Below are 26,824 nucleotides of genomic sequence, written 5' to 3'. Positions count from 1 at the left end.
GACTTAATTCTCCTCTCTAATAAAGTCAACTAAAGCTTTAGTTACACTAGCCGTAGTCTGATCACCACCCATATCCGGTGTCACGATTTTATGAGCAATTACATAGTCAACAGCAGCTTGAATCTTGGTAGTAATCTGATTCTCATTAAAACTTTGCGTCATCATCATCGCCACGGTATTAACCATTGAAAGTGGATTAGCAATTCCTTTTCCGGCAATATCGGGCGCCGATCCGTGAATTGGTTCATATAAATTAGGACCATTCGCCCCGATTGACATCGATTGGATTTGCCCGATTGAGCCAGTAATTTGGGCAGCTTCATCGCTTAAAATATCACCAAACAAATTTGGCGTAATTACTACATCAAACTGAGCCGGTTGGGCAATGATAGCCATTGACATTGCATCAACATAACGATAGTCAACTTGAACATCAGGATAACGTTCACTAAATTCCTTCCCAATCTGTCGCCATAATTTAGAAGTAGCTAAAACGTTAGATTTATCCACCACGGTGACATGTTGCTTTCTTTTTTGTGCCATCTGAAAACCAACTGACATAACGCGCTCAATTTCAGTGCGACTATAATACATCGTATCAACAGCCTCATCGTGATCAAGTCGCCGAGGCTTCCCAAAGTAAGCCCCCGAAGTTAGTTCACGAACAATCACAAAATCGGTCCCAGTTATATTTTCAGCCTTTAAAGGCGAGCGCTCAATCTGAGCCGATGATACTTGCGTAGGGCGAATATTAGCAAACAAATTCAAAGCCGAACGAATGCTTAATAAACCGGCTTCTGGTCGAATCGGGGCCTGATCCCACTTAGGCCCGCCAATTGCACTCAGTAAAATTGCATCGGCCTGTTGAGCCGTTCGGATAGTTTCTTCTGGTAAAGGCTGCCCAACCTGGTCAATTCCAGCCCCACCAAAGCGACATTCAATTAGTTCATATTTAAAGTCGGTTCCCTGGGTAGCGGCTGCTAAAACAGCCAAACCGGCCGCCATAATTTCCGGTCCGATATAATCACCGGGTAGGACAACAATTTTTTTCTTGCTAGTCATTTAGCCATTCACCACCCTTTTTTCATATATACTCGCCATCATACTCTCCAATTGGCCTTCATCGACGATGTCAACTTCTTCAGCCACTGCTTTAAAGTGAGGAAAGATGATTTGCATATCCTCTTTACCAATTTCATAACCCATCTCGTTTAACTTTGACATTACCGCATGGGATCCCGATAACTTTCCTAACGGTAAACTAGCTTTAGCACCGACCATTGCCGGATTCAAAATTTCATAGGTCTCAGGATTCTTTAAGTAGCCATCTTGATGTATACCAGATTCATGGGCAAAGGCATTGCGGCCCATAATCGGCTTATTTGGTGCAATAGCAATCTTAGACATCCGAGCAACTTGATTAGAAATTTTTTTTGATTGGACTAAGTCGATATTGGTCGATACTTGGAATTTATTCTGTCGAACCTGCAACGCTACCGCTGTTTCGATCAAATCAACATTACCGGCCCGTTCGCCAATCCCGTTAATCGTTCCCTGTACTTCAGTAGCTCCATGCTCGATTCCCGCCAAGGCATTGGCATTGGCCAAACCCAAATCATTGTGAGTGTGGGTAGACCAACCAATTTCATTAAATTCTTTGATTTGATTGCTAAAGTTTTCAAAAATTTGTCCAAATTCATCCGGTGTGGCATACCCAACCGTATCTGGAATATTAATCATTTTGGCTCCGGCATCAATTGCCCTTTGCACCGCTTGAATCAAAAACTCTGGTTCCGTCCGAGTTGCATCCTCTGGTGAAAAAATAATGTCATCCATGTAGTTTTTAACATAGGTAATATCAGCGGTAATCTTGTCTAAAATTTCTTTCTTACTCATATGTAGCTTTGATTCTCGATGTACCGGCGACGTTGCAATGAAGATATGAATAGCTGGATGGACGGCTCCCCGGGTCGCCTCAATGACTGCATCAATATCCTTTCGAACCATCCGAGCTAAACCAACTACTTTACTATGTTGAATAGTTTTAGCAATGGCTTGCACTGCTCTAAAATCTTTCTCAGAGGCTGCAGGGAAACCGGTTTCAATTGCATCAACACCATAGGCCTCCAAAGCCTCGGCGATGCTTACCTTTTCTTGGTTGGAAAAATTAACCCCAATTGTTTGCTCACCATCACGTAAAGTTGTATCGTAAAATGTTATTTTTCTCATTTTCTTCTCTCCTTTAAACTAAAAAACGGACTAGTCTGATAGACTAGTCCGTTAAAAACACGAGTTGCACCCCTGCGACTAGTCATTGGTTTATACCTAACAACTAGCCTTAAAAGCCCAGCTTGCTAGGAATACCTGAGCAAGCTGAGGAGAGCTGATGATTGATTATTAATAATATTCATCTGAGCTGTTTGCATTTCGTGTTCCTCCTAATTATTTTATGAGCTAATTCTAATTTTATTATCATTTAATGTCAAGAAATATTTTATATATTTTTCACAATTCAACCTAATCCAAAACTATCATACGCACAAAAAGAGACATTTTTTGAATTAACCAACTTGGCTCCCAAACACATTCAATCTGTACTTCAACAACTTCTAGTAACGTGGCCAAGGCCTCTTTGACCATAGTCTCAACCGGTGCCAATAACCGGACACCCTATAGTGAATAAGGCCATTGCAACCACCAATAATCCAAGTTTATTAAAATTAATTTTATTAACTAAACACAAATTAACGACATCAATTCGTAATTTTGAATCTAGCACTGTCTTTAAAAATGGTTATTATATGTTGGTCTTCATCCATAGATTTACCCCACCGAACCAATCATTTCAAACTTCATTAATCGATTTAATTCTACCGCATATTCCATCGGTAGTTCCTTAGTAAATGGTTCAATAAAGCCCATAACAATCATCTCCGTTGCCTTTTCTGCAGAAATACCCCGGGTCATCAAATAATACAATTGCTCCTCAGAAACCCGCGAAACTTTGGCTTCGTGTTCCATCGAGACATTCCCATTTAAGATTGTGTTATAGGGAATCGTATCAGCTGAAGATTGGTCATCCACTAAAATCGTGTCACACTCAACGTGAGCAAATGAACCATCAGACTCTCTGCCAAATTTAACCGTGCCCCGATAGTCCGTAGCACCACCATCATGGGCAATTGATTTAGACACAATTGACGATGAGGTGTTGGGTGCATTATGAATCATCTTGGCACCCGAATCCAAATTCACGCCCTTGCCAGCCACCGCAATTGATAGCATCGTCCCTCGAGCCCCTTCACCTTCCAAGTAAACCGAAGGATACTTCATTGTGGTTTTAGAACCAAAATTACCATCAACCCACTCCATTGTGGCATTTTCATAAGCGGCTGCTCGCTTTGTCTCCAAAGAATAAACATTATTAGACCAATTCTGAATGGTGGTATAACGGCAATAAGCATCTCGCTTGACAATCACTTCTACCACGGCAGCGTGCAAGGCATCTCCGGAATACATTGGGGCTGAACACCCTTCCACATAATCAACATGAGCGCCTTCATCAACAATAATCAAGGTCCGCTCAAATTGTCCTTCATTTTCAGTATTAATCCGAAAATAAGATTGAATTGGGGTGGTCACATGAACCCCTTTTGGTACATAAATAAAAGTTCCACCCGACCAGGCCGCTGAATTCAAAGCGGCTAATTTGTTATTAGTCGGCTTAACTAGAGAACCAAAGTATTCTTTAACCAGTTCCGGATATTCCTGAACGGCTGCATCAGTATCTGTAAATACAATCCCAGTCTTCGCAAATTCTTCTTTCATCCGATGGTAAACGACTTCTGATTCATACTGAGCTGAAGAGCCGGCCAGCCATTTCCGCTCGGCTTCTGGAACCCCTAATCGTTCAAAAGTTTCTTTTAATTCGATTGGGACATCCTCCCAATCGCGATACTTTTCTTCAGTCGGCTTGTTGTAATAATAAATATCATCAAAATTAATGCCACTTAAATCCGGTCCCCATTCATGCATGGGCATGTCTAAATAGGTCTGGTAAGCCTGCAAACGGTAATCAAGCATCCACTTAGGCTCATTTTTTTTAGCAGAAATTTTACGAATAATATCTTCACTAATTCCTTTACCAGTTGAATAAACCGCTTGGTAATCATCCTGGAAACCCTGCTCGTATTCCTTGTCAGCCCCAATTGCTGCTCGTGTTTTCTCTAAGGCCTCACGCCGATCAATCTCCATGGTTTCTCCCATAAATACTCCTTTCAGGACTCAATTTTGAATTAATAGTTCATCTAAAGCATGCCAGGATAAAGTCGCACATTTAATTCGGGTTGGAAACTTACGAACCCCAATTAAACTACAAGCATCTCCTAAAGCTGCACTGGTTTGTCCATCGGTCATCATCGCTGAAAATTGTTGACTTAGTCTTTGAACTTCTTCAATTGATTTATGATTAATCAAATCAGTCATCATCGAAGCCGAAGCTTTAAAAATAGCACAGCCATCACCATCAAAACTCAGGTCCTGGACCCTACCGTTTTCAATTACTAAAGTTAACTTAATTAAATCCCCACAAGTTGGATTGTATTTAGTCACAGCTTGACCGGTATCAGCACTGAGGCTTTGAAAGTGATGCGGATGTTTGGCATAGGTCATAATGACCTGACGATATAATTGATCCAAATTATGTAAAGTCATCAACAAAATACTCCTTAATCGCTACTAAGGACGCCACTAATCGATCAATTTCAGCTGCTGTATTATACAAATACAAACTTACTCGTACAGTGGCCGTCACCCCCAAATAACGCATCAACGGTTGGGCACAGTGATGACCTGCTCGAACTTCAATTCCTTCTTGATCTAGGGCAGTGGCGACATCATGGGGATGAATATCTGCTAAATTAAAAGTAATCACCCCAGTTCGATTCTGTCCATTGGTTGGCCCATAAATTTGCAATCCCTCAATGGCTCCTAGTTTTTTTAAGGCATAGGTAGTTAATTGTGCCTCATTTGCTGCAATCTGTGCCATGCCAATTGACCTTAAGTATTCAATAGCTGCGCCTAACCCGATTGCACCAGCAATATTGGGGGTCCCAGCCTCAAAGCGCCAGGGTAACGGCTGAAAAGTAGCTTCATCCAAACCAACATATTCAATCATTTCACCACCATACTGAACTGGCGGAATTTCTTCTAACAACGCTTTTTTACCATATAACACCCCGATACCAGTTGGGCCCATCAATTTATGACCCGAAAAAGCATAAAAATCAGCGTCCAATGCTTGAACGTCAACTGGTAAATGCGGTGCTGCTTGGGCCCCATCAACCACTACAACAGCACCAACTTGATGGGCCCAGCTAGTAATTTGAGCAATTGGATTAATCACACCGGTTACATTGGAAACATGGGTCAAGGCAACAATTTTTGTGGATGGATTTAGTTTGTGGCGCAAATCGACTAAATCTAAGCGGCCGGCTTCATCCAATTCTACGTAACGTAATTTAGCACCAGTTTGCTGTGCCAGCACTTGCCAAGGAACTAAATTAGAGTGGTGTTCTAAATAGCTCACTAAAATTTCATCGCCAGCCTGTAAATGCTGCTGTCCATAAGCCGTCGAAACCCAATTAATCGACTCAGTAGTCCCACGAGTAAAGAGCACCTCAGTCCAATCAGCCGCATTAATAAAAGCTTGGACTTGATTGCGAGCCCCTTCATATAAATCGGTTGCTGCTTGCGAAAGCGTATAAACGCCCCGATGTACATTGGCATTTTGATGCTGATAGTAGTCTTGTACCTTGGCTAATACCTTGGCTGGTTTTTGGGCCGTCGCCGCACTATCAAGATAAATCAATGGTTGCCCATTAATTTTTTCATTTAAAATTGGAAAATCAGCTCTACACTCTTTCATACTGTAACTTTCTCTCGATTGCATCAATTAAGTCCTGCTGGGCTCGGTTCGTTGGCATTTGCGATAATATTTCCCCGATAAAACCTCGAATAACAAGTTTTCGCGCCACTTTTTCCGGTAAACCGCGACTCATTAAGTAATAAAGTTGTTGTTCGTCTACTCGACCAACCGAAGCCGCATGACCAGCTGTGACATCATTCTCATCAATCAATAGCAAGGGATTAGCTTCCCCCCGTCCACGGCGAGAAAGCATCAATACGCGTGATTCTTGTTGAGCATCAGAGCCCTTAGCACCTTTAATAATTCGCCCAATGCCGTTAAAAACTAAGGCTGAGGAATTTAAAATAACGCCCCGTTGGAAAATATGCCCGAGACTGTGTCGCCCAGTATTTTGAATTTCCGTAATGAAACCTTGTACTTGTTTTCGATTAGAAAAGGTTGCTACTTTGGCATGACTAACTGATCCTTCTCCGTCAACATGACTGGCAAGACGCGTAATCGTATTGCCATCATTAAAAGAAGCATTGATCCAATCCACCTTAGCATTAGCCAATATATCCGCTTGGCGGTTAATATAGGCACTAGTATGGGGCCCAAAGCCATCAATATTAGCATAAGTTAGCCGACTCCCACGCTGGGCTAAAACTTCGACAACGACTGAAGCTTTACTTGCATGATTTCCTACGGTTCGCATGCGCTGCAACAATTTAACCTGGCTATTTTCTCCGACATAAACCAAAACACGAGCGATGAAATCCCCCTGCCCATCGGCAATTTGATTTAAAGTTACTTGCATAACGGGTTCAATCTGAACATTAGCCGGAATATATAAAAAAAATCCGGTATTAAACTGATCATAATTATTGGCTGCCAAGCGTTCGGACTGTCGTTCAATCACTTTACCAACCAAATTTTTAACTAATTCTGGATAATCTTGGTACGCCTGTTTGATGTTCATTAACAAAACACCAGCTTCTACTAAATCGGCGCTAAGTTGATGATGAGTGGTCGTGGAACCGATTACTTTTAATCCTAAAAAGTTTTCTTGAAGATCCTTACTTTCATCAACTGATTGACTGGGACTCATGTTTTCTAACCGCCAGGGGCCATAACGAACCTTTTCAAAAACTGGCATGGGTAAATTTTCATTTGCTTGCTTAACCATCTTAATCTCCCATTACGTATTCATTGACATCTTCATCTGTCAGGCTAACATTCAAGCCCAATTCATCACGTAGACTAGCATAACCCTCAGCTTCTAGTTTTTTAGCCATTTCGGCGCCACCAGTTTTAACAATTTTACCGCCCATCATTACATGAACATAGTCTGGTACGATATAGTCTAATAAACGTTGATAATGAGTAATCATCAGCGTTCCAAATTCTGGAGAACGCATACTGTTTACCCCGCGTGATACCACCTTTAAGGCATCAATATCTAATCCTGAATCAATTTCATCTAAAATAGCAATTTTAGGTTTAACCATCATCATCTGTAAAATTTCATTTCGCTTCTTTTCCCCACCAGAAAATCCTTCATTTAGATAACGATCGGCCATTTCTTCACTCATCGAAAGAAATTCTCGTTTTTCATCCAACTGGGTAATAAAATCCATAATCCCAATTTGATCATCTTCAGGCCGTCGAGCATTAATGGCCGCCCGCATAAATTCAGCATTAGTAACACCCTGAATTTCAGATGGGTATTGCATGGCTAAAAATAAACCTGCTCGAGCTCGCTCATCAACGCCCTGTTCTAATAAATCTTCCCCATCCAAGTAAATGTGACCGGCAGTCACTTCATAGGCCGGATGCCCCATAATTGTCTGTGATAACGTCGACTTCCCAGTACCGTTGGGGCCCATAATGGCATGCATTTCGCCAGTATTAACTGCCAAGTTCACCCCTTTTAAAATTTCTTTTCCCGCGACATTAACGTGTAAGTTTTCAATTTTTAATGTTGTCATAGGTTTCGCCTTTCAAAAATAACAATATTCTAACGATATCCTAATGAAACTAATTTTAAAACCTTTATTTTACAAACAAAAAATGAATTGCTTAAATTATAGCAATTCATTTTCTAATAATTTTATTATTAACGAACCAAGGCCCGTAAAGTCATAACAACTTGATCAGCTTGTTGCTTTATTACAGCTGCTCGACTAGCAATAATATCAATGTCCATTTGAATTTCACGGCTCAAACCAGGCTGATTGATTTTAGGTGTAAAGAAGGTCTTAAATTCAGTTAAACGTTCCTGTGTATGGAAAATACGACTAATCACCGTAACATAGCTGGAGAATTCCATATCACCACCAAGGCGTTCTTCCAACCATGACCACTGGGTTTCCAACCAATTCCAAGCAGCGGACTGACCGGCTGAGTTAGCTAGAACACCAGCAAACCAACCACGCAAATCTTGTGGCTTAATCACTGCTGCATTTTGGAAATTATCAACCAAACTTTGTAATTCTGAACTATCCCGACTGCTAGTTAAAGCTGTCCGCAAATCAGCCTTCAAGCTTGCATTAGCACTCTTTTGGTAAAGAGCCAAGAAGTCAGCAAAATTGCTAGTTCCTTGATTATTTTTAATTTCACTGACCAAGACGGCACTGCGGCTATCGGCTGGTAATTGCGCTACTTGACGATTAACTGCCTCAAATTGTGCATGTGCCTGAGCCAAAACAGCAGCATCCTCGCCGTAAACACCAGCTGCCAAAACAGTTGGCCGAATTAGCAAATCTTCGTTGCTGTCGGTATCTTTTTGTTGCCAACCCAAACGGGCAATTTGATTAGCGCTTAATTGCGCCACAAACTCTTTCAAAAGCTGTTCTTCTTCGCTACCCGGCGTCACAAAGTCCTTAATTTGACTGACAATTCGATAAACCAAATCAATCACCAAACTCGAAGAACTGTCGGCTAGATTAGGCAATAGCCAAAGTAAGTCGGCATAGCCAGTCCGGCCACCCTCAGCGAGCAGTAAATTATCTTGCAAGAACTGCGCCTGAGTAATTGGGTCGAAATTCTCAAAGTCCTCTAGCAAATCGGCCAACAAACGCTCATCATATTGGATAACATAGTGGGCTGCATTGCCAACATTCAAACGGAAAACACCGTTCGTACGAGCCAAAATATCAGCATAACTACCCAAATCTAAATCAGCTGTATCCATCAACTTTGGTGCCTTAGGGTCAGTTGAATTAAGCGGAATTTGCCACAAACGGTCAGTATCAGCCTGTTTACCAATATTAAACTGCTCTTGATGCAAGACAACATGACCCTCAACCAATTTTGCTGAGACAACTGGGTATCCTGGTTGTTCCAACCAAGTCTTCATGACTTCCCCAATATTTTGACCAGAGGCTTGGCCTAAGGCTTCCCACAAATCAGCACCACTGGCGTTACCATAGGCCATCTTGGCAAAATAGGCTTTCAATCCTTGACGCAGGGCATCATCCCCAATCAAAGACCGCATCATTACCAACAAACGGGCACCCTTGGCATAAACAATAGCTGGGTCAAAGAGGGCATCAATTTCTGCAGGATGGTTTACGGCTACGTGTACCGGTTGGACCCCATCTGTAGCATCACGCTTTAGGGCTGCCTGGACATCATTGGCGTTAAAGCTTTCCCAAATGTGCCAATTTGGCTCCAAGGCATCAATGGCGACGAATTCCATCATATTGGCAAAACTTTCGTTTAACCACAACTCATCCCACCACTTCATTGTTACTAGGTCGCCAAACCACTGGTGGGCCAATTCGTGGGCAATCACCGTGGCAACGACCTGCTTAACTGACAAGGCAGTATTAGCTGAATCAACTAATAGATAGGCTTCACGATAGGTAACAATTCCCCAGTTTTCCATCGCTCCAGCTGAAAAATCAGGCAAAGCGACCTGCCAAGAATGAGGCAAAGGATAAGGTGTTTGGTAATAATCTTCATAAAATTCAATCGAACGCTTGGCAATATCTAGGGCGAAATCCAAGTCAGCAATTGGGTGGGCCTTAGTACTAAAGACACCCACTTCGACACCGCTTTTAGTCTGAGTTTTCTTACTTTGTAAATCACCCAAAACAAAGGCCACCAAATACGTTGACATTTTAACTGTCTTTTGGAAGTAGTGAACGCCATCGGTTTCATGGTCTTCGGGCATGTTGGCAATCACTGTTTCACCAGGTTGCTCATCAAAACGAATGGCCGTACTAAAGGTAGCCTTAGCTTCCGGCTCATCAATGCTAGGAAAAGCTTGACGGGCAAAGTAAGTTTCAAATTGGGTCCCAACCAGCTGTTTACTTTCGCCATTCACTTCATAATAAGAGGGATAAATCCCATTCATATTATCAGTTAATGGTGCTGAGTAAGTCACTTCGATGGTTACTTGACCGGCCTGAACAACATTAAAGAAAATAGCATCTTGATCATTATCAACCTGAAAATCAACCACCTGGCCATCGACCTTTAATTCTTGGATTGTTAAATCATGCTGATGTAGGGCGATATCAGATTGCACCGCTGTTCCAGTAATCTTAGTTTGTCCCTTAATAATCTTGTTGGCTCGACTAATATCAAAATACAAATCATAATGCTCGGGTTTAAAAGTTTCATAAAAACGCTGAATCGCTGTCATATTTTACCTACCTATCGTCTTAGTTACTTCAATTATAAACATATTCAGATTAAATTAAAATTATTTTCATAATTATGTACTAACTGCCTATTTGTCAGGAACATCCAATCCCTCTATAATAAGAGTTGCTAATTTCTTTAAAACAAATAAACAAATTGAGGAGCAATACTTTTCATGACCAATCTTTATTTGATTGCCTTTATTTTGGTCGGTGTCATTACCGCCAATATCGTCAAACCCTTTTTTCCAAAAATTCCAGAGTCCTTTGTCCTAATTGCCATTGGTGCGCTTTTTTCTTTTATCCCGATTTTTAATGAGTTCACTCTGGAACCTGAATTCTTTATGTTACTAATCATTGCCCCACTGATGTTTATGGATGGTAAGGAGCAATCAATTCGGACCATTCGGACTAACTTTCGTTTAATCATTGAGCTTTCAGTGACCTTAGCCATTTTCACGGCGCTAATTGTCGGCATTTTGACTGATCGACTCGAAGCTCACTGGTCCTTTCCCTTGTCAATTGCCTTAGCAGCCATCGTTGTCCCGACCGATGCCGTTGCCGTCAAATCAATTACGAGTGGCTTATCCATGCCTAAAGGCGTTAATCGCGCTTTGAACTTGGAATCCCTCTTCAATGATGCGACTGGTTTGGTTATGTTAAACCTTGCTCTTTCTGTTTTACAACAGGGGCATTTTTCCCTAGTACATGGGATTAACCAATTCTTAATTGTCGCTGGTGGTGGGGTCTTAGTTGGTATCTTAGCTTCATTCATCATCATTAAAATCCGAACCTACTTGACCACCCATGCCGTTAATGCAGCCGCCACCATCATCCCGATTAGCATCTTGACGCCTTTTGCTATTTACCTCTTAGCTGAGCACTGGGGGGTTTCTGGTATTTTAGCCGTAGTAGCCAGTGGAATTGTCCACAATTGGGACAGTAGCCGTTTACGTCTAAACTCGACCGAAGTACAACTAACAACAAGTACTATTTGGAAAACTTTAACCACGATTTTAAACGAAGTCGTCTTCTTACTGTTAGGCCTATCTTTACCTGCTGTCATTAATGAAATGATTCAAATTGGTTTTGACTACAGCTTTGAATTAATTGGCCTAAGTCTGGCCATCTACACAGTCATGTTTATCGGTCGTTTTGTTTGGGTCCGGGTTGAAAAAAGCCAACGACTCCAACCTTTCTTTGGCCATCAAGATCAACCGGATCGCTTTAAAAGTGCCCGCTTGTTTGGAATTAGTGGCGTACATGGCACGATTACCTTAGCGATGGCCTTCTCTCTACCAACTACGATTAATGGCCAGCCTTTCCCCTTTCGAACCGAATTAATCATCATTGCTACCTTACTAATTTTAATTAGTATGCTAGTTGCTTCTTTAATGCTTCCTCGCCTATTACCACGAGAACAAACCGACTATACACCAGAAGAAATCAATCAAATTCGGGACCAAATGATTGACTATGCCATGCTACGTAGTCAGGAACAAATTAGTGATCGTGATATACGCGAAGCTATTTCGGCCCAGCTTAACTCCCAAAAAACTAACCTTCGCAATTTCGATCAAGTCCGCTATTCAGAAGAATATCTAAACGAATTAAATGAGATTGCCGACTTCGTCAGTGCTTATACTCACGGGGATTATGTCAATGCCACTTATAGTGATGATGTCATTGATATGTACAACAAGATTTTACAAAAAACTTTGTTAAACCCCAATCGTCGTCGCCATCCAATTCGCTCTTTGGAACACCAATTCCGACGAGTTTTTCATGAAATGCGCTTTCATATTAGTACAGGAACAATCACAAAAAAACAACGCAAATCCTTTTATAAAAAGCGTTTAAATACCGACAAAAAATTTGCTGAAAAAGTTAAAACTTGGAAAGCAAATCAAGAAGTCCTCTTACAGTTAAACAACGATGTTATGCAGGCCGTCGATACTCATTTAGATGACATTCTAAGAGAAAATCTACAAAGTAAGACCAACAGTAATGAGCTTTATCTAGCTCGGAAAACCATGGATCGCTTCTTTACCATGATTCAGCACGATTTCCATCAAAAGCAAATCAACATCAACAGTGACACTTTTGTCCAAGTTTTCCGCTATGAATATGATTATGTACAAAAGGGCGTTCAGGATGAATCAATTAAACCAGCGATTGCTAATATTTTATTCAATGAAATCAACCAAGCCCAGGCTTTGCAATTAATGAAAAATAAGGAAGAAACTTTAGCCATTGAATAAAGTTAAAAGGCCATTCGACTTGATTGTCGAATGGCCTTTTAATTAACGTAATTTTTGATATAAGGGCAATAAGGTTTTTAAAGCTGCTAACAAATCAGCTTCTAACTGCGCGTTTCCCAAACGGACATCTCCCTGATTAATCTTAATGCCAATCAAGATTTCACTAGCCTTGACCTGCTGGTAACGCTCAACTAGCTTCTCATATGCTGCCAAGGGCTGGTTTTCATTGACCATGTGATTTTGACTTAAAACAAAATCATCAGAAAGTTGCGCCACTAAATCGGTAATTTCTCTTAACTTAGGCGCAATTGTAGCCAACTGATCAGGTTTCATGTTTTCTTCCACCGCTAAGTATAAGTACAAGTTATCAGCCCACATTCCCAGCTCAAAATGGGGCATCATTTTATACCCACGTTTATTAGGGGCAAAAGCCACCCAGGTATTATCTGGGGCATTGGTTTTACGCATCCGATGTTTTGCAACATGGGCATACCATTCTTGCCCATCAGCCTTTAAAATTGGCAAAGCCTTGGTGGCAAACGCTTCAAACTTTGGATCGATGATGGTCCGGATTTTTTCCATCCGCCCCTCTAAATCTGGTGCCAAGAATACATCAAAATCACTATTCGTAAACATTCTTACCCCTCTTCTATCTCTTTATTATCAAATGATGATAGCCACATGATCAGAACATAACCTAAGACTAAAATAGTAGCAATTAAATTCAGCCAAATCAAAAATACCACAATCGAACTAATCGATTCATAGAAACCATAGCGGCCAACTTGTAAATTAGCGTACCAAGAGAAAAATCGATTTGATAAATTCAAGAAAAATAGCTCTACTACCGAACCAAAGGCCACATACCGCCAACGAGGGCGGGCTTCTCTAGTCGGTAAAAAGAAATTCAACATTGTTAAAACAAACCAAATACCAAAGATTAAGGCCCAATGGGTTTGATGATTTAAAAAACCGGTCCAGGGACTAATCGGCAAACTATGGACAACAATTGTTAAAATATTAACCGCAAAAATTAAGGAGACAAACGATATTAAGGCCAAAAACAGCCAAATAAAGGACCAGGCTCGCGTTAAGATGTTACTTCCCTTATCTTCTACCCCAGCAATATTATTAAAAGTCCGGCGTAGAACGGCCACCACTTGGGAAACCGACCAAATAATAAATACAACTGAAAAAGACAAATAAGACTTACTCTTAGTAGTCATAACTGATTCCAAAACCGGATGAATAATCTGATCAATACTATCAGGGAGAATTCGGCTCAAAATGTGCATCACCGCTTCCGAATCAGCATTAATTAAAGATAAAATGACCACGAGCGCAATCATAATTGGAAAAATAGTCAAAAGTGAATAATAAGCAAAAGTTGGACCAACTAAGCCGACTTCGGAGCGTGAAAAATATTCCACCAACAAACCTAGGTTAAAGCGTTGATCCAGCTTTTTCCAAAAAAATACCAATTTTTTATTCATAATATCTCTATTATGCCAAAAAATCGGTATCCGCATTCATTTATTTATGTCCAATGGAAAAATCAAACACTAGGTGTCTCACCCAAAGCTACTTGAGCAGCTAAGTTGACCAATGACCATTGACGGTCAAATCCAGGTTGGAAGAAAAAGTCAGCTTCAGCTAAATCTTCCAAAGTCATGTGGGCTTTAATGGCCAAAGCAATGGTATTAGCGTGGGCCGTTACATCTGCTTCAGAAAGGAATTGACCGCCCATAATAATGTGGCTTTCAGGATTAAAAGTCAACTTTACCGTAACTGCAGGATTACCATCCTTAACAAACTTTGGACGTAGAGTTGCTTCATAAACGCTAGTAGCAACATTCAAATTAAGCATAGCCGCATTATGAGCATTAACACCAGTAGTAGCCAACTTGTACTCAAAGACAGTCAAGGCTGAAGATCCATTAACACCAGGAAATGCCCGGCTGGGCTGTTCCATAGTGATGTTTTCTACTAAGTAACGAGCCTCGCGACGAGCAGTTGAAGCCAAAGCGATTGGGGCGGGTTGACCGGCTGGCGTAAAGAGTGGCAAGATTGCATCTCCAATAGCAAAAACATCTTTAGCTGAAGTACGCAAGTAAGAATCAGTCTTGATGAAACCACGCTTATCCAAAGCTACCGTGTTTTCCAACCACTTGGTATTAGGCTTAACCCCAGCGGCAACGATTACTAAGTCAGCTGGAATTGCTTGTCCATCATCACTCTTGACTGATGATACTTGTCCTTGACCTTCAAAAGCTTGTACTGAGTGACCTAGCTTTAAGTCAACACCGTGCTTAATTAAAGTAGCAGTAACTTTATCTGCCAATTCATCATCAAGGTAGTTACCCAAAGGACGGTTAATCATATCGATAATCGTAACCTTCTTACCTGCCTTGTTAAAAACTTCAGCGGCTTCGACCCCGATGTAACCAGCACCGACAACAACAACGTTCTTTACTTGTTCATCATGAGCTTTGGCATAAATCTTTGTTGCCCAGTCACGACCACGCATCAAGTAAACATTGTTCAAATCTGATCCAGCAACTGGCAAAGTAGCTGGGGTTACTCCTGATGAAAGGATTAGCTTGTCATAGCAGTCTTCCTTAACCTCACCCGTTGTTGTATCTTTCACAGTTACTTTGTGAGCATTTACATCAATAGCAGTCACCTTATGATTAGTCAAAACCTTGCCGCCCAAGCTTTCTACTTGCTCAGGACTAAAGTTACGAACCTCATCACGATCAGTTACCTGATCCTCTAAGTATAACTGCATACCACAGGACATGAAGGAGATAAAATCACCTTCTTCATAAACCGTAACATCATTACCTTCATAACGGCTCAAGAGCTCAACTGCTGACTCATGACCCCCATGTGACGCACCAACGATGACAACTTTCATTGTAAATCCTCCATTCTTATTTATAAAGTTCACAAATTCAGTATAATTTATTCACTTGAGAATTGCACGCATTTTTATAAAATTTGAAATATACCAAATTAGAATAACTTACCAATCCCAAAATGAATTACGATTGTAATCAAACCAATAATGATATTTCGGACGATAGCTCGCACAACCATTCCATTGGAAAGTTTAGCACTCATCAATCCAGTAATCGCCACGGCAATCACCGTAGCTAAAATGGTAGCTGGGAATTGATAGGCTATTGGGGTAATAACTAGCGCTAAGAGAGGCAAACTCCCACCCAAAGCAGCACTAAACAATGATGCCCAAGCCGCCTGCCAAGGGTTCATGTAGTGACCCAAAGTCATATCATATTTAATACTCAAAATTGATTCCAAAGGTTTTTTGGTCATCAACTCCTTAGCAATCGCTTGTGAAGTACTGTGGGTAACCCCACGTTCAACATAGTGATTAACAATGACATCAAATTGTTTTTGAAAATCAGTCTTTAACAATTCTTGTTCTTTAACTACGACGACCTTTTCACTATCAGACTGGGCCGAGACCGAGGCATATTCCCCAGAAGCCATCGACAAGGCACAAGCTAATAAATCTGCCAAAGCCGCAATCATAATAGTAAAGCGGTTCGTGGTTGCAGCGGCCACCGAGAACACTACCCCAACCACAGTTAAAATACCATCATTAGAACCTAAGACACCTGCTCGAATCGCATTCAACCGCTCATCAATGCTCATAGGATCTTTATTTTTCTTATTCTTTTTAAACATTTTGTCCCTCCCTTAACGGAATAGCGAACCGATGGCAAAGGTTACAATCATGGTGAAGATTCCAGCCACAATATTACGGATAGCAGCATGCTTACGATTGGCACCATTTAGAGAAGCTGCCGAGTAACCTGTCAAAGCCAGAGCAAATAAAACGGCTAAAAAGGTCACAATCTCACGATAAGTGGTTGGTGTTAACCACATGGCTAGCATTGGCAAGGTCGCGCCCAAAGGAAAGGAAATAAAGGAAGCTAAAGCGGCACTTCCAGCATTCAATACACTGTTTGGTGAAAAACCATACCGCTCACGAACTGTTGTTACTAAGGCGTCCTTATCCATCATTTCCTTAGTTGCCTGTTGAGCTAATTCCTTAGAAATACCGATTTCTTGGTATTTCTTTTCCACAAAATCAAATTCTTTTTGATAATCAGTGGCCAAGGCTGCAGTTTGAATCTTTGTCACTTTGGCTTGCGCATCGTGCTGGGAACTGACCGAAACGTACTCTCCCATCGCCATGGAAACCATCCCCGCTAAGGTACCTGCAAAACCGGCCAGCAGGATAGTGCCCACATTGGTAGTGGCTCCAGCCACCCCTAAAATAATCCCTGAGATAGATAAAATTCCATCATTACCGCCCATAACGCCGGCACGAATGACATTATTTCGCTCCATCAAATTATTGTCTTTTGCCATATGCATCTCCTGTTAGAATGATTCTAAATAAGTTATACCAAGAATTAGAACTTTGGTCAAGTTGTTTGGAATAATTCTAATTAAATGCTATACTTCTATTACTTATATCATTAGGAGGATTTTACATGGCAATTGATATACCAGCATTACTCCAAAAACACAGCCTAAAGGTAACACAGCAACGACTCGCGCTATTGGGATATCTAGTAACACACGAAACTCATCCAACCGCAGAGATGATTCATGCCGAATTGCCTGAAATTTCCTTAGCCACAATTTACAATACCCTCGATAAGTTAGTGGAGGTTGGTTTAGTCGTGATTATCGAAGGGACTGCCGATGGCAAACGTCATTACGATTTCTACGGTGAACCGCACTATCACATCATTAATACTAAAACCCAGGAAATATTTGACGCGAATAATTTTGACGTCCAGCCCCTCTTACAAGCAGGACGGGAAGCCACCGGTCTTGATATTACCGACTATCATATTGAGCTTTATGGGGTTGACCCTGATGATGCTAAATAAAAGCAAGCCCTTGGAGTAAAATTCAAGGGCTTGTTTTTATTTAGAAAAGATGTAAATCACGCCCAGTATAACATTCAAATTCATAAATCTTTAGTCTCTTTATTTCGCTAACATGTTGTTAAAATGAAACCACCGTTAGGAAAAAAGGAGGAATTATCGATGTCATCAGCTGATAAATTGAAAACCAGTCCCTTCCACACAACTAAAACTGAGTATAAGTTCGTCTATACACTAGTTCTAGTTGGCTTAGCTAGTTTAGCCTTAGCAACTTTCTTTGATCCCCTGGTTAGTCAAACTGTTATGAATCAAAATTCGATTTTTGGCAATATTTTCCAAAATTACGCTGATCAAGGTGCCAACATTGTCTTAATTGTTGCTTTTGAGGTACTGGCCTGGTTAGCCTGGCAGCAGATGTCTGATACTTTTCCCCGCTATTTATCAACTGGTGCTTTACTAAGCATGGCTTTTAATCAAATTTTAGCCGCTCTCCAGGATATGCTCAGTTATACTTTTTCCATGATTCACAATCTTCAACATGGGATTCCCATGGGGGTTGCCAACAATACCGCAGCCGTTCAAAACTATCCCGAACCCCTACGATGGGGTCTGGCCGTAGTGATGCTAGTGATTTTATCCTTTGTATTTCAACGTTGGATTAGTCATCGTAGCTTCCAAAAAAAAAACTATTTAACCCTAGCCGCTTTGGTCGGCATTGCCACCGTGTTTGTTGCGACCTCAACGGTGGGCGAAATGAAACTGCTCTGGGGACGCTACCGCCCCTATGAAATGACCGATATTTTACATGGTTCTTTGGGCCATTTTACCCCTTGGTACCATCTAAATGGTAATACTCACCATAATTCTTTCCCTTCCGGACATACCATGTCAGGCTGGCTCTTCTTATATCTAACTTTTTTTGTACCGCGTAGCAACTACCCATGGCAAAAGCGACTGACCATTTTTGGCGTAACCATGGGCCTCTTAACTGCAATCAGTCGTGTCCGCATTGGTGCCCATTGGCTCAGTGATGTGACCGTCTCTAGTCTATTAGTTGGTCTAATGGTTTTTATTGCTAGTCGCATTCTACAAGCTCATTTTGTTGAAAATCAACCGATAAATAATCACTAAGCAAAAAAAGACCTTAACAGGTCTTTTTTAGATTTCATCCATCTCATCCATGTTCATCACTCGGCGATAAAAGATGGTATATGGTTCTTGAATTAAGGATTGCAAGCTTTCAAAAGTTTTACCAGTGACAAAGTCATTGACCGCTTTTTGGCTATCCCAGAAAGTCCAAATCACACCACTGGCCTTACCCTTAATATCACCGGCCATAACTGCATTATCCCCTAGCAATTTTTGAATCGTTTGGTCATTATCATGACTGTATTTAAAGTCAATTTGATAGACAAAGGTACCCGTTAAATCACTACCCAACTGTAAAGTCTGATATTGCAAGGGACTGCTAAAATTAGCGGTTGCTTGGGCGCCAGGTAATAGTAAAACATTCATACCGTCCGCTTTTTTCAGAAGGAAGAAGTGCTTTGGATCAGCAGCTTGCCAATCTAATAATTGCTTTACGGGTTCGCTGGGTGAAAGAACGTAATTAATGGTCATAGAAAGGGCTCCTTTAATTTTTGAATGAGTAGCTGTGGTAAATAGGACTGAAAATCGGTAATAAAATGCTGTAGTTTCGAAAAAGAATTCAATTCAAGGGTGACATATTGATCAGAATATTGACTAATTTTTTGGGCAAAATCAATGTCTGCAACTGTAATAAAATCACTTCCATGATCCTCTTCCACTAAAATCCGCGCCCAATCATGTTCTAAAATCGCTTGGGCGCGGCGATAACGCTGGTCGCGCTTACTAATACTACGTAAATCATTTGGATTCAACACATTTGGCATTCTTAGGCCTCCATTTGAATTACTTTTCCAATTACTGGATTAATACTGAGTTTTCCGCCCGCTGTTAAGACCCAGTATACGCGGTTAAAATGATAAGAATCAAGCTGCTTTTCACCGGCACCATCCGTAAAAATTACGACTACGGTCTCTTTTGGTTGACAGTGTTGCACTAGTAACCAGTCAAAAATCGCTTGAAAAGCAGTTCCTCCGCCAGCTTGTCGTTGCCAAGTTTTAATGTTGTCGATGGGCTGTACTTGGGCATCAAAGCGACAACAGTGAACCTGTCCATTCAATTGTTTTTGGATTTGCTGGGCATAAGCTAAAAATGAGGCCACCTCGGTACTTGATACTGAAGCAGAATTATCAATAAAAATCCAAAGTTGCGCACTTTGGCGGCTAATGTGACCAGGCAAGTCCATGCGATACGGTTGGCGTCGATTAAAGCGCGTATGAGTGTCCTTTAAAGTCAATGGTTCCTGGCTGAGGGCCAGAGACAGAATCCGGCGCCAAGAACGTCTTACCGGGCGTAATGATTGAACCTGCATTAAAACATCACTGGGAACCTCACCACGACCGGCACGTTTAGTATCTTCTTGAGCCTGACGTATAATATTGGTGAAATCTGTTTGCGCTTGAGCTAGCTGCCCATCCGCTTCCTGCCATCCTTGATGACTTTCGCCATGTTTTGAATCTGATTTGCTATCATTATCTAATAGATCGTTTAAAACTTGAATATAAACCTGCGAATCAGCCCGTGCTGGTAACATTTGTTTAAAGTTTTCAAAAACCGTTTGCAGGGTAATTGCACCAGGAAGTTCCCCTAAACTATTGGGCAAATACTGATTAACAGCAATATCGGTGCCCCAATCAACAGCAGTTTGGCTTTGGCTAGCATGGCTATAACGAATCGGATGCTGCCAAATCAAGTGCAAAGCCTGATGAGCCAAGGCTTGAGCCATTTGGTCAGGCGTTTGATATTGCTTAAAATATTTAGGATTATAATTCAAAATCCAGTGTTGCCCATTCCATCCCAGAGCAAAGGCCACTGTTAATTCAGGGCTAATTTGTCGGGGTAAGTGAATAATAATGCTGCCATATAAAGGCGCTACATCTAAGAGGTTTTTAATTGCTGTTATCAATAATTTATCAGTTGAACTTTTCATTAGCGAGTCGCAATATCCATAATTTGTTGGTATAAAACATTGGCATAATGATCAGCCGAATGGTACAAATCATCTAACACGGGATCATTAACCAATTGTTGCACCACGGCGTATTGACTGTCAGGTGCCAACAATTCTAATAAAGCGCCATAGCGACCAGCATGGTCGTTTGTCGTAAGATCAGCCGTAGCCAAGATGGACTTCATGGCAGTTATTTTTTGAATTTCAGTCATCTTTTGAAAACGCTGGCGAATTGCTTTGGGTAAACGTGGGCCCGCTGGCTGTCCACCAAAAACCTCTTGCGCAGTTAACAAGACCGCATTTTCCTGGAGAAAGCTAACCAACTGACTAGCAACTACTAAGCCAAGATCCCCAGCAAACAAATCAAAGGCCAAATCTTCCACCGTAGCAGATCCCAGCGCCTTTAGCTGTCCATAATTATCAGAAACTCGCTGCCAAGCCCTGGGCGTTGGATCTAAATCACCACTCCGATTTTTGGGGTAAAGTAACTCAGTATTCCCAGCAATAAAGCGACAAATCAGCGGATCAATATTGCCTTGCTGCGCCCACTGTAGCCAATCTTTAACGGAAACATCCATTACCAACCTCGTAGTTCGATCCTTTAAGGCCGCATCAGCTGCTTGGACTGTGTATTGATCATCTTCAAATCCTTCCATTGTGTCGTCAGGATTTTCTGCTAAAACCAAATGGGTATTTTTAGGTAATTTAATATCATTAATTCGTCGCTGTAGTACCAGGTTCATCAATTCTGCTTGAACAGCACTATTGCCCCGATTAAATTCATCTAAAAACCAGATAATCGATTGCTGAGGATGCCTTTCGGCTTGCTCAATAATTTGAATCAGGGTGTGTGTATAGCCGAATTTAACATCCGCCAATTGACCATAATGCTTAGTTTGAATCATATCTCCCTGATTCAAAGGTGGAATTGGCAAGGCTAAATCACCCTTTTCGGATAGTGAAACTACCGTGGTAAATAACTTAGCCTCCATTTTATGGGCTAAATCAGCTACTAATGCTGATTTCCCAATTCCGGCCTCACCAACGATGGTTGGCACGTGACCGGCCTTTAACACCACTGGCACAGCTGATAATAATTGTTGATAATTCAGGGACATAAACTCCTCCTCGCCTAATTTTACCGCTCTTTCATCCACAAAAAAATGACCCAATTAAAAATCTAATAATCGGGTCATTTTCTATTTTAAGATGGCTTTTGCATGACTGTGTCCCAGAAAGCATTGATAATTTCTGATGCAACACGGCCATTGGTTCCATCTAGGTAGCTATCCATGCCTGGAATTGCCATGGCCATGGCAAATGGCTGACCTGGTACATAGACGACAATCGACTCTGTAAAGGTTGAATTACCGTTGGTTGTCGTTTCCGCCGTTCCAGTCTTAGCATAAACCCGTGGCTGCAAATTATGCACCCCACCACCAGTGTTATTGGGGTCAGTTCCATTGGCAACGCGCTCCATCCCCTTATGAATGACATTCCACTGGTCGGCAGTTAACTGGACTTGACCTTGCAACTGGGGTGTTGCCGCCCAAACTTCTTTTTGGTGTTTGTTGCTAATATCATTTTGGAGGACTGATCCGACCAAGTGCGGCCGAACCAGATAACCACCATTAGCAATCGTGGAAACATAGCGAGCCAACTGGAGAGTTGTATAGGAATCATACTGTCCAAAGGACTCATATAGATACTTACCTTGAGCCTCGCCAGTGGTAGGTCCTCGATAACCGGCAGTTTCACCTTCGATATCAATACCAGTTTTTGTCCCCAAACCAAATTGAGCTAACCCATTTCGAAGGGTTTGGAAAGCATCACTATCCAATGCCAAATGCTCACCAGGCACGTAGGTTTGACCACCAATTTTCATTCCCAACTGAACAAAGTAAGTGTTAGAAGAACGCTCTAAGGCAGTCAAAGCATCAATGGCCGTTGGCGTACCAGCCTTGTTCCAGTAAGAAGTAATCACTGGGGTTCCGGCAATTTTAATCGCCTGATCATACATTGTATTATTGCTGGCAGTGATAATACCCTTTTGGAAGCCAGTGGCTAGGATAGCTGGCTTAACCACCGATCCCATAACAATCCCCTGATTAATATTTCCCAGCGGATTAGCCGTTTTCTTACCTGTCGACGAATCCCGATTAACCCCAGCCATGGCATAAATCCCACCAGTATATGGATTAATTACGGTTGTATAAATTCCTTGCACATTACCACCAGGGATATTACTATCTAAAATTTGCTGAACTTTCTTCTGGAATTCAGAATTAATCGTTAGCTTCAAGCTATCACCGGCCTGTCCTTCGTACTTAACTTTACTGGTCTTAAGGCCGTTGGCATTACTAGTAATTAAGGTTTGCGAAGGAGAACCCTTCAAAATACTTTCATACTGTTTTTCTAAGGCATTGCTACCAACCGGTTCATTTTGCGAATAACCTTGAGCTAGTAAGGTGTGTAAACGATCAGCCGGCAAACCAGTCGCTTCATCCGTCACCGTTCCTACCAAAGGCTGGAAATCATCACCTTGCGGGTAATCACGAGTCCAACTGGAACCAATCTTCACTCCTGGGAAATCTCCGAGATGTTCACCAATTTCAGCTTGAGACTGATCACTAACGCCTGATTCTTGAATGAAGGTTGTTGACAAAGCGTAGGCCCCACTCATACGCTGAAAAATCATGGCCTGGTTGGCATCAACCTCTTTATCTAAGCCTTGTTGCTGAACATATTTAGACATGGCAGTATTCAATTGAGTCGTTGTCCAACTCTTGGAGGCTTTGGGATATTCTTTTTCAATAATTGCTTGGATCTTAGTAGCCTGCTTAGGATGGATCGTTAGATAATAATCAGCTTTAGAACGATCACTCAAGCGCTTAGTATCAATAGTTAAATACTTAGAAAGACCTGCCGCAATTTTGGCAATTTGAGTCGACGTTGTTGCCTTTCCACGAGTGTAAGTCACAGCCGTTTGGGGTTTATTACCAGTAATCACACGGCCGGTTGTATCGTAAATAAGACCACGCGGGGAATTCCCCTTTTCAACAGTCTCATCACTACGCTTTACCTCGGCTTGAAAATCTGGCCCTTGTTTAATCGTTAAAAAAGCCAATTGCACCACTAAGAGTGCCATTAGCGCTAAAACAACCCCTAATAAGATTTTTAATCGGTTCGGTAAGTTAGCCCGTGCATCGTTTTTATTTCGGTTTTCTAAATAGGGATTAGGTTTCATGATTCCTCACCAAAAATTCGTGATAATAGTCCTATTTACTTTACCATAAATCCAATTTTTGTCGCTAAAAAAAGGTAGTTTTTGGTATCCTAAACTCATGCAAAAAATTAGTAAATTTACTCAAAAATACTTACTTTCCCCTTTAGCCATTTCTTTTTGGCTCCCAATCATTTTTATGACGGGCTATTTTGCCAATCGCGGAATGGCGCCCTTTGGCACTAGCACTATTTTAACCGTCGATCTCGGCCAGCAATATATTGATCAATTTGCTGCTTTCAAAGCCGCCTTAGTAAATCATCCCAGTAGTTTTCTCTACTCCTTTAGTAGTGCCCTAGGTGGGGATATGTTGGGTGAATGGGCCTATTACCTAATGAGTCCATTTAATATTATCTTCTTGTTTGTTAGCGATTTACAGTTACCTAGTGCAATTTTATGGGTAACCGTTTTTAAATTTGGTTTCGCCGGATTGAGCATGGCCTATCTCATTCAGCGACTAAAACTCCAACATAGCTACTATATTAGTCTTTTTGCCATCTCCTACCCCCTTAGCGGTTGGTTTATTGCCAATGATCTAAATTTACTATGGTTGGATACTGCAATCTTACTACCATTGTTAATTTTAGCCTTAGAGGCTCTCTTACGGGGTAAAAAGAGCTGGCCTTACAGTCTCCTCTTATTCCTAACCATCACTAGCAACTACTACATCGCCTTTATGGTGGTGATTTTCATCGTCTTATATACCCTCTGGCGCTTTCCTCAATTAGCCTACAAAAAAATAAAAATTCCTTTACTTTTCATTGGTCAAAGCGCCTTGGGTGGAGCCCTGTCAGCTTGGCTAATTTTACCAGCTTACTTTCAGCTCCAACAGGGAAAAATTGGTCATAATTCCGCTTGGAGCTTGGCTTTTGAAAATAATCCCTTACATCTACTGACTAAACTAATTCCCGGCAGCTTTGATTTTGAGCAAATGCAAAATGGACAGGCTAATATTTTTATCTCCGCCTTTGTTTTGGTAGCCTTGGGGGCTTTTGTTACCAATCGAACCATTTCTTATGTAAGCAAACTAACTGCACTACTCTTGTTAGCAATTCTTATCTTAGCAACCTGTTGGGCTCCACTAACTCTTGCCTTTCACGGTGGTCAGTATCCAGTCTGGTATCCTTACCGTTTTAGTTTCCTAATTAGTTTTTTCTTAATCTTCTTAGCTGCTTGGGGCTTTCGTCCCAATTGGCAACCGAGAATTCTCACCTGCTCCATCTTATTTGCCATCGTTACCGCCATAACTCTATACGCCCTAAGCCAACTCAAACAGCTCAATTTTCTAACGAACAATAATATCTTAATTTTTTGGCTATTGAGCTCAATTTGTATACTAGTCATTACCGCACCCATGCCCCATTACCTTCGTCTAGGATTACTGGCCTTCATTACTTGTGTCAGTCTGACTACTAATATCTCCACCACTCTAAATAATTTTTCCTATATCAGTTTAAGTGATTACCAAACTACAATTACCGCCCTAAAAGCTGATAAAAATAAAATCCAGAGTGATCAGAGCTGGTATCGAGTTGGGCAAACCTATCAACGTACCCGCGGCGATAGTATGATGGAAGACTTTTATGGTGGCGGCCACTTCAGCTCCTTAATGCCCAATAAAACGGTTCAGTTCTATCAGGCCATGGGCCAACCAGAAGGTGATAATTTTGTTAATTATAGTAACGGTACTGTGTTAACCGACAATCTTTTGGGCTTTAAATATTATTTCAGCCCTAGTCAGCAAATTAATAAAACGGAAGGGAGCCCTCAGAGTCGTAAAACAGGCTATCGGTCTGATTTCAGGCAATACCAACGATATGCCCAGACTAGTACGACAACAATCTTCAAAAATCAGCAGGCTCTGCCCCTTGCTTTTGCAGCCAACCAACAAGTCTTACAAACTGATATCAACAGTGCCCTCCCAATTCAAAACCAAGTGCGTTTATGGCAATCCTTAACTGGCCGAAAAGATCAGCTAGTCAGGAAAGATGATTTTGATTTTGCCCAAGCTGATAATGTCAATCTACCAACCACCATCACCAATAGCCAATTAGAGAAACAAGATGCTAGTAAGCCTGGCTCACTAACATTAACGTTTACCCCTAAAACTAATGACCCCTATTACTTAACTCTAGGTGGTAATTTAAAAATAGAAAACTTTGATCTATTAATCAATGATCAAGTTATCACCCAATTTAGTTCATATCGAAATACCGTCATTGTCAACTTAACTAATCAAGCAGCTGGTCAGGAACAAAAATTAACGATTCGACTTCGTAATGCTGCCAGTTTAACTCTCAGCAATGTTGCTCTATATCACTTAAATCAGGAAGCAATTAACCAAGACGTCGCGCAATTAAAACAACATCCCCTAACCATTACCCAACGGACAGAAAATCGGATTATCGGTCACATCACCACCACTACTGCTAAGCCAGTCATTATGACTTCTATTCCAGCAGCACCAGGTTGGCAGGTTAAAATTGATGGCCAAAAAGTTGCCACCAGCCAGGTTGGTAATTTCCTATTAGCCATTAAAACTAAACCCGGTCGCCATCAAGTCCAATTTAGCTATACACCACCTTACCTATACTGGGGTTTAACCATTACTTTGTTTGGGTTCATCATTTTGGGTAGTCAAATTATAATCAGCCGACCATTCCCCCCGCTTGCAAGAATAGACTGGCCGTGATATATTCTT

22 protein-coding genes are annotated in these 26,824 nt (G+C 41.3%); 4 read left to right on the top strand and 18 right to left on the bottom strand.

The window, feature by feature from the left end; translation table 11 throughout:
* Positions 1-3: 3 nt before the first annotated feature.
* The 8 genes from leuB to M4974_RS00455 form a co-directional block, all read right to left on the bottom strand.
* Complete coding sequence (gene leuB, locus M4974_RS00490) at positions 4-1,062, bottom strand: 3-isopropylmalate dehydrogenase (protein ID WP_248705688.1); 1,059 nt, start codon at positions 1,060-1,062, stop codon at positions 4-6.
* Complete coding sequence (locus M4974_RS00485; RefSeq protein WP_248705689.1) at positions 1,063-2,229, bottom strand: 2-isopropylmalate synthase; 1,167 nt, start codon at positions 2,227-2,229, stop codon at positions 1,063-1,065.
* A gap of 594 nt (positions 2,230-2,823) precedes the next feature.
* The gene (gene sufB, locus M4974_RS00480; protein WP_248705780.1) at positions 2,824-4,254 is read right to left on the bottom strand and encodes a Fe-S cluster assembly protein SufB; all 1,431 of its coding nucleotides are present in this window, start codon (positions 4,252-4,254) and stop codon (positions 2,824-2,826) included.
* 30 nt (positions 4,255-4,284) lie between these two features.
* Positions 4,285-4,713, bottom strand: coding sequence for a Fe-S cluster assembly sulfur transfer protein SufU (gene sufU / locus M4974_RS00475; RefSeq protein ID WP_248705690.1), 429 nt, complete (start codon positions 4,711-4,713; stop codon positions 4,285-4,287).
* Positions 4,700-5,926 carry a cysteine desulfurase gene (locus tag M4974_RS00470; protein WP_248705691.1) on the bottom strand — a complete coding sequence of 409 codons (1,227 nt, stop codon included), beginning with the start codon at positions 5,924-5,926 and terminating at the stop codon, positions 4,700-4,702. Before M4974_RS00470 ends, sufU begins: the two co-directional genes overlap by 14 nt.
* A complete protein-coding gene (gene sufD / locus M4974_RS00465) occupies positions 5,913-7,091 on the bottom strand; it encodes a Fe-S cluster assembly protein SufD (protein WP_248715703.1) in 1,179 nt (392 codons plus the stop codon). The genes M4974_RS00470 and sufD overlap by 14 nt, the downstream gene beginning before the upstream one ends.
* A 1-nt stretch (position 7,092) precedes the next feature.
* Complete coding sequence (gene sufC / locus M4974_RS00460; RefSeq protein WP_248705693.1) at positions 7,093-7,893, bottom strand: Fe-S cluster assembly ATPase SufC; 801 nt, start codon at positions 7,891-7,893, stop codon at positions 7,093-7,095.
* Between the two features lie 128 nt (positions 7,894-8,021).
* A complete protein-coding gene (locus M4974_RS00455) occupies positions 8,022-10,556 on the bottom strand; it encodes a M1 family metallopeptidase (protein ID WP_248705694.1) in 2,535 nt (844 codons plus the stop codon).
* A gap of 174 nt (positions 10,557-10,730) precedes the next feature.
* On the opposite strand from M4974_RS00455, the gene M4974_RS00450 reads away from it, so the two are divergent.
* On the top strand, positions 10,731-12,815 hold the full coding sequence (locus tag M4974_RS00450; RefSeq protein WP_248715702.1) for a cation:proton antiporter: 2,085 nt from the start codon (positions 10,731-10,733) through the stop codon (positions 12,813-12,815).
* A 42-nt stretch (positions 12,816-12,857) separates the two neighbouring features.
* Here M4974_RS00450 and M4974_RS00445 read toward each other — a convergent pair whose 3' ends face one another.
* From M4974_RS00445 to M4974_RS00425, 5 genes are all read right to left on the bottom strand, one after another.
* Positions 12,858-13,451: a DUF1054 family protein gene (locus M4974_RS00445; RefSeq protein WP_248705696.1), complete on the bottom strand. Its 594-nt coding sequence runs from the start codon at positions 13,449-13,451 to the stop codon at positions 12,858-12,860.
* 2 nt (positions 13,452-13,453) lie between these two features.
* A complete protein-coding gene (locus M4974_RS00440) occupies positions 13,454-14,308 on the bottom strand; it encodes a YihY/virulence factor BrkB family protein (RefSeq protein ID WP_248705697.1) in 855 nt (284 codons plus the stop codon).
* 62 nt (positions 14,309-14,370) lie between these two features.
* Positions 14,371-15,732 (bottom strand): FAD-dependent oxidoreductase, encoded by a 1,362-nt coding sequence (locus M4974_RS00435; RefSeq protein WP_248705698.1) that lies wholly within the window; start codon positions 15,730-15,732, stop codon positions 14,371-14,373.
* A 98-nt stretch (positions 15,733-15,830) separates the two neighbouring features.
* Positions 15,831-16,526, bottom strand: coding sequence for a VIT1/CCC1 transporter family protein (locus tag M4974_RS00430; RefSeq protein ID WP_248705699.1), 696 nt, complete (start codon positions 16,524-16,526; stop codon positions 15,831-15,833).
* 12 nt (positions 16,527-16,538) lie between these two features.
* Positions 16,539-17,216, bottom strand: coding sequence for a VIT1/CCC1 transporter family protein (locus M4974_RS00425; RefSeq protein ID WP_248705700.1), 678 nt, complete (start codon positions 17,214-17,216; stop codon positions 16,539-16,541).
* Between the two features lie 125 nt (positions 17,217-17,341).
* Here M4974_RS00425 and M4974_RS00420 point away from each other — a divergent pair, with 125 nt between their 5' ends.
* Positions 17,342-17,746: a Fur family transcriptional regulator gene (locus M4974_RS00420; protein WP_248705701.1), complete on the top strand. Its 405-nt coding sequence runs from the start codon at positions 17,342-17,344 to the stop codon at positions 17,744-17,746.
* Positions 17,747-17,905: 159 nt separating this feature from the next.
* The gene (locus M4974_RS00415) at positions 17,906-18,874 is read left to right on the top strand and encodes a phosphatase PAP2 family protein (RefSeq protein WP_248705702.1); all 969 of its coding nucleotides are present in this window, start codon (positions 17,906-17,908) and stop codon (positions 18,872-18,874) included.
* Positions 18,875-18,901: 27 nt separating this feature from the next.
* On the opposite strand, the gene M4974_RS00410 is transcribed toward M4974_RS00415, so the two are convergent.
* The 5 genes from M4974_RS00410 to M4974_RS00390 all read right to left on the bottom strand — a co-directional run bounded on the left by M4974_RS00410 (position 18,902) and on the right by M4974_RS00390 (position 24,087).
* Entirely contained in the window at positions 18,902-19,363 is a 462-nt protein-coding gene (locus M4974_RS00410; RefSeq protein ID WP_248705703.1) for a hypothetical protein, read from the bottom strand.
* Positions 19,360-19,656 carry a hypothetical protein gene (locus M4974_RS00405; RefSeq protein ID WP_248705704.1) on the bottom strand — a complete coding sequence of 99 codons (297 nt, stop codon included), beginning with the start codon at positions 19,654-19,656 and terminating at the stop codon, positions 19,360-19,362. Before M4974_RS00405 ends, M4974_RS00410 begins: the two co-directional genes overlap by 4 nt.
* A gap of 2 nt (positions 19,657-19,658) precedes the next feature.
* Entirely contained in the window at positions 19,659-20,819 is a 1,161-nt protein-coding gene (locus M4974_RS00400) for a vWA domain-containing protein (protein WP_248705705.1), read from the bottom strand.
* Positions 20,819-21,958, bottom strand: coding sequence for an ATP-binding protein (locus tag M4974_RS00395; RefSeq protein WP_248705706.1), 1,140 nt, complete (start codon positions 21,956-21,958; stop codon positions 20,819-20,821). Before M4974_RS00395 ends, M4974_RS00400 begins: the two co-directional genes overlap by 1 nt.
* 86 nt (positions 21,959-22,044) lie before the next feature.
* On the bottom strand, positions 22,045-24,087 hold the full coding sequence (locus M4974_RS00390; protein ID WP_248705707.1) for a peptidoglycan D,D-transpeptidase FtsI family protein: 2,043 nt from the start codon (positions 24,085-24,087) through the stop codon (positions 22,045-22,047).
* 97 nt (positions 24,088-24,184) lie between these two features.
* On the opposite strand from M4974_RS00390, the gene M4974_RS00385 reads away from it, so the two are divergent.
* The gene (locus M4974_RS00385; protein WP_248705708.1) at positions 24,185-26,815 is read left to right on the top strand and encodes a YfhO family protein; all 2,631 of its coding nucleotides are present in this window, start codon (positions 24,185-24,187) and stop codon (positions 26,813-26,815) included.
* Positions 26,816-26,824 lie beyond the last annotated feature (9 nt).

This window comes from Convivina praedatoris (assembly GCF_933208495.1).
In the GTDB taxonomy this organism is placed as follows: domain Bacteria; phylum Bacillota; class Bacilli; order Lactobacillales; family Lactobacillaceae; genus Convivina; species Convivina praedatoris.
Note: the sequence above shows the minus strand (reverse complement) of the source record. Positions and strands in the feature narration are given on the sequence as shown.

Coding starts and splice junctions, on each gene's coding strand:
- M4974_RS00470 (WP_248705691.1), bottom strand. CDS start 5,926: ATGAAAGAGTGTAGAGCTGATTTTCCAATTTTAAATGAAAAAATTAAT.
- M4974_RS00390 (WP_248705707.1), bottom strand. CDS start 24,087: ATGAAACCTAATCCCTATTTAGAAAACCGAAATAAAAACGATGCACGG.
- sufC (WP_248705693.1), bottom strand. CDS start 7,893: ATGACAACATTAAAAATTGAAAACTTACACGTTAATGTCGCGGGAAAA.
- M4974_RS00405 (WP_248705704.1), bottom strand. CDS start 19,656: ATGCCAAATGTGTTGAATCCAAATGATTTACGTAGTATTAGTAAGCGC.
- M4974_RS00455 (WP_248705694.1), bottom strand. CDS start 10,556: ATGACAGCGATTCAGCGTTTTTATGAAACTTTTAAACCCGAGCATTAT.
- M4974_RS00430 (WP_248705699.1), bottom strand. CDS start 16,526: ATGTTTAAAAAGAATAAGAAAAATAAAGATCCTATGAGCATTGATGAG.
- M4974_RS00385 (WP_248705708.1), top strand. CDS start 24,185: ATGCAAAAAATTAGTAAATTTACTCAAAAATACTTACTTTCCCCTTTA.
- sufB (WP_248705780.1), bottom strand. CDS start 4,254: ATGGAGATTGATCGGCGTGAGGCCTTAGAGAAAACACGAGCAGCAATT.
- sufD (WP_248715703.1), bottom strand. CDS start 7,091: ATGGTTAAGCAAGCAAATGAAAATTTACCCATGCCAGTTTTTGAAAAG.
- M4974_RS00400 (WP_248705705.1), bottom strand. CDS start 20,819: ATGAAAAGTTCAACTGATAAATTATTGATAACAGCAATTAAAAACCTC.
- M4974_RS00440 (WP_248705697.1), bottom strand. CDS start 14,308: ATGAATAAAAAATTGGTATTTTTTTGGAAAAAGCTGGATCAACGCTTT.
- M4974_RS00450 (WP_248715702.1), top strand. CDS start 10,731: ATGACCAATCTTTATTTGATTGCCTTTATTTTGGTCGGTGTCATTACC.
- leuB (WP_248705688.1), bottom strand. CDS start 1,062: ATGACTAGCAAGAAAAAAATTGTTGTCCTACCCGGTGATTATATCGGA.
- M4974_RS00485 (WP_248705689.1), bottom strand. CDS start 2,229: ATGAGAAAAATAACATTTTACGATACAACTTTACGTGATGGTGAGCAA.
- M4974_RS00445 (WP_248705696.1), bottom strand. CDS start 13,451: ATGTTTACGAATAGTGATTTTGATGTATTCTTGGCACCAGATTTAGAG.
- M4974_RS00435 (WP_248705698.1), bottom strand. CDS start 15,732: ATGAAAGTTGTCATCGTTGGTGCGTCACATGGGGGTCATGAGTCAGCA.
- M4974_RS00395 (WP_248705706.1), bottom strand. CDS start 21,958: ATGTCCCTGAATTATCAACAATTATTATCAGCTGTGCCAGTGGTGTTA.
- sufU (WP_248705690.1), bottom strand. CDS start 4,713: ATGACTTTACATAATTTGGATCAATTATATCGTCAGGTCATTATGACC.
- M4974_RS00420 (WP_248705701.1), top strand. CDS start 17,342: ATGGCAATTGATATACCAGCATTACTCCAAAAACACAGCCTAAAGGTA.
- M4974_RS00410 (WP_248705703.1), bottom strand. CDS start 19,363: ATGACCATTAATTACGTTCTTTCACCCAGCGAACCCGTAAAGCAATTA.
- M4974_RS00425 (WP_248705700.1), bottom strand. CDS start 17,216: ATGGCAAAAGACAATAATTTGATGGAGCGAAATAATGTCATTCGTGCC.
- M4974_RS00415 (WP_248705702.1), top strand. CDS start 17,906: ATGTCATCAGCTGATAAATTGAAAACCAGTCCCTTCCACACAACTAAA.